Annotated in this window: 3 protein-coding genes; 1 reads left to right on the top strand and 2 read right to left on the bottom strand. The window is 75.2% G+C overall.

Annotated elements, in window-relative coordinates:
• Window positions 1-385: 385 nt before the first annotated feature.
• Complete coding sequence (gene trxA, locus AOK18_RS17810; RefSeq protein WP_055575206.1) at window positions 386-793, bottom strand: thioredoxin; 408 nt, start codon at window positions 791-793, stop codon at window positions 386-388.
• A gap of 120 nt (window positions 794-913) precedes the next feature.
• Here trxA and AOK18_RS17805 point away from each other — a divergent pair, with 120 nt between their 5' ends.
• Window positions 914-2,365, top strand: a complete 1,452-nt coding sequence (locus tag AOK18_RS17805) for a dihydrolipoyl dehydrogenase family protein (protein ID WP_055695020.1) — start codon at window positions 914-916, stop codon at window positions 2,363-2,365.
• 67 nt (window positions 2,366-2,432) lie between these two features.
• On the opposite strand, the gene AOK18_RS17800 is transcribed toward AOK18_RS17805, so the two are convergent.
• A partial coding sequence (locus AOK18_RS17800; protein WP_107100359.1) for a peptide deformylase occupies window positions 2,433-2,867 on the bottom strand: 435 nt, incomplete at its 5' end.

The raw sequence follows: 2,867 nt of genomic DNA, 5'->3' as shown, positions 1-2,867 counted from the left end.
GCGGCGGCGCCTCGGAAGCGCGCCGAACGGGTCTCCGGCCTTGCGGAGCACCGCGGCACGGACGAGGTGCGGATCCCGGCCGTTCGTCCCGGCGGCGCGGCCCGCTTCCGTCGCCCCGGTGCCCGCGCCGCCGGGACGAACGGCCGGGATCCGCACCTCGTCCGTGCCGCGGTGCTCCGCAAGGCCGGAGACCCGTTCGGCGCGCTTCCGAGGCGCCGCCGCCCCCGGCACCGGTTCCCGCCCCGGCGGCGACACCGGCCTGGACGCGTTCACCGACGCGCGCTGGACCGGCGTGCGCGGGGACGCCGCCCCGTACCCGTCCTAGGAGCGGCCGGCCCGGAACCACCGGTCCCGGACGTCGCGGCGACGTCCGGGACCGGGGCGGTCACTCACCCCGGTCCGGGGTGTCCGCCGCGCCGCCGCCCTGCGCCGCCTGCTGCTCGGCGATGGACTTGCGGACCTCGTCCATGTCCAGCTTCCGGGCCTGCCCGATGACGTCCGCCAGCGCGGCCTCCGGCAGCGCGCCCGGCTGCGCGAACACGGCCACCTGGTCGCGGACGATCATCAGCGTCGGGATCGACTGGATGTTGAAGGCCGCGGCCAGCTCCGGCTGCGCCTCCGTGTCCACCTTGCCGAACACCAGGTCCGGGTTCTCCGCCGCGGCCTTGTCGTACACCGGTGCGAACTGGCGGCACGGTCCGCACCAGGACGCCCAGAAGTCGATCAGAACGAACTCGTTCTCCGTGACCAGCTGGTCGAAGTTCTCCTTGGTGAGCTCCACGGTGCTGCTCATCGCGTATGTCCCTCTTTCCGGTAGCGGGGCGGGCCGACGGTACAACCACGGCGGGCCGGTCACGTATTCCGCGCCCCTACCCGTGTGGCCGGTGCGCACACCACCCACCAGACTGGCGTCATGACGCAGACGCGAACGCAATCGCCGGAATCGGAAACCCTCGGCTACGACGTCGTCGTGCTCGGCGCCGGGCCCGTCGGGGAGAACGTCGCCGACCGCACCCGCGCGGCGGGGCTCTCCACCGCGATCGTGGAGAGCGAACTCGTGGGCGGCGAGTGCTCCTACTGGGCGTGCATGCCCAGCAAGGCCCTGCTGCGCCCCGTCCTCGCACGGGCCGACGCCCGCCGTCTCCCCGGCCTGAGCGCGTCGGTGCAAGGGCCGCTCGACGCGGACGCGGTCCTGGCCCGCCGCAACGAGTACACCTCCCAGTGGAAGGACGACGGCCAGGTCCGGTGGCTCGAGTCCGTCGGCGTCGACCTCCACCGCGGCGCCGGCCGGCTGACCGGCCCGCGCACGGTGACCGTCCCCGGCCCCGACGGGACGCGGCGCGTCCTCACCGCCCGGCACGCCGTCGCCGTCTGCACCGGCAGCCGCGCCCTGCTGCCCGGCCTGCCCGGACTCGACGAGGTCGCACCGTGGACCAGCAGGGAGGCCACCAGCGCCCAGGCCGTGCCCGGCAGGCTGATCGTGGTCGGCGGCGGTGTCGTCGCCACCGAGATGGCCACGGCGTGGCAGGGGCTCGGCTCCCGGGTCACGCTCCTCGTACGCGGCAAGGGCCTGCTGACCCGCATGGAGCCCTTCGCCGGGGAACTGGTCGCCGAGGCGCTCACCGAGGCCGGCGCGGACGTCCGTACCGGTACCTCCGTCACCTCGGTGACCAGGGAAAACGGCGTCGTCGTGGCCATCACCGACACGGGGGAGCGGTTCGAGGCGGACGAGATCCTCTTCGCCACCGGCCGGGCCCCGCGCACCGACGACATCGGCCTGGAGACCGTCGGCCTGGAACCCGGTTCCTGGCTCACCGTGGACGAGACCCTCCGCGTGGCCGGCCAGGACTGGCTCTACGCGGTCGGCGACGTCAACAAGCGTGCCCTGCTCACCCATCAGGGCAAGTACCAGGCCCGTATCGCCGGCGCGGCCATCGCCGCCCGGGCCGGGGGGGAGCCGGTGGCCGACCGTGCCTGGGGCGCGCACGCCGCCACCGCCGACCACGACGCCGTTCCCCAGGTCGTGTTCACCGATCCGGAAGCGGCCTCGGTGGGCCTCTCCCTGGCCGAGGCGCAGGAGGCGGGACACCGCGTCCGCGCCGTCGACGTCGACCTGTCCTCGGTCGCCGGCGCCGGACTGTACGGCGAGGGCTACACGGGCCGCGCCCGCATGGTCGTCGACCTCGAGAGCGAGACCCTGCGCGGTGTCACCTTCGTCGGCCCCGGCGTGGGCGAACTCCTCCACTCGGCCACCGTCGCGGTCGCCGCCCGGGTGCCGCTCGCCCGCCTGTGGCACGCGGTCCCGTCGTACCCGACGATCAGCGAGGTGTGGCTCCGGCTGCTGGAGGCGTACCGGGACGCCTGAGGGGCCACGCGGCGGGCGGGGGAGCGCAGCACGGCGGGCGGGGCGCCCCCGTTCCGCCCGCGCCCCGTCACGGCAGGTCGAAGCCCAGGGCCCGCGCGGCCTCCTCCGGCGTGGGCTGCGCCCAGCGCTCCGCCACCGCCCGGTGGGACGACAACGAGCGCGGTGCGGCCCGGTCGAGGTAGAGCGTGCCGTCGAGGTGGTCGGTCTCGTGCTGCACGATGCGGGCGGGCCAGCCGCCGAACACCTCGTCCACCGCCCGCCCGTGCTCGTCCTGCCCGGTCAGCCGCACCTCGGCGTGCCGCGCCACCACGGCCTGGTAACCCGGCACGCTCAAGCATCCCTCGAAGAACGCCGCCCGTCCGGGCCCGACCGGCTCGTACGCCGGATTGACCAGCACCCGGAACGGCTGCCGCACCCGGCCGCGCGCCACCGCCACCTCCCCGGTGACGGGCGCCGCAGGTGGGGGTGGGACTGAGGATCGCGGTGATCGAGGACCCGGCGC

This window comes from Streptomyces prasinopilosus (assembly GCF_001419695.1).
Lineage (GTDB): Bacteria > Actinomycetota > Actinomycetes > Streptomycetales > Streptomycetaceae > Streptomyces > Streptomyces prasinopilosus.
This window is presented reverse-complemented; position numbering and strand designations above follow the sequence as displayed.

Excerpts from the sequence above, each read along its gene's own strand:
- trxA (WP_055575206.1), bottom strand. The coding sequence starts at position 793 with ATGAGCAGCACCGTGGAGCTCACCAAGGAGAACTTCGACCAGCTGGTC.
- AOK18_RS17805 (WP_055695020.1), top strand. The coding sequence starts at position 914 with ATGACGCAGACGCGAACGCAATCGCCGGAATCGGAAACCCTCGGCTAC.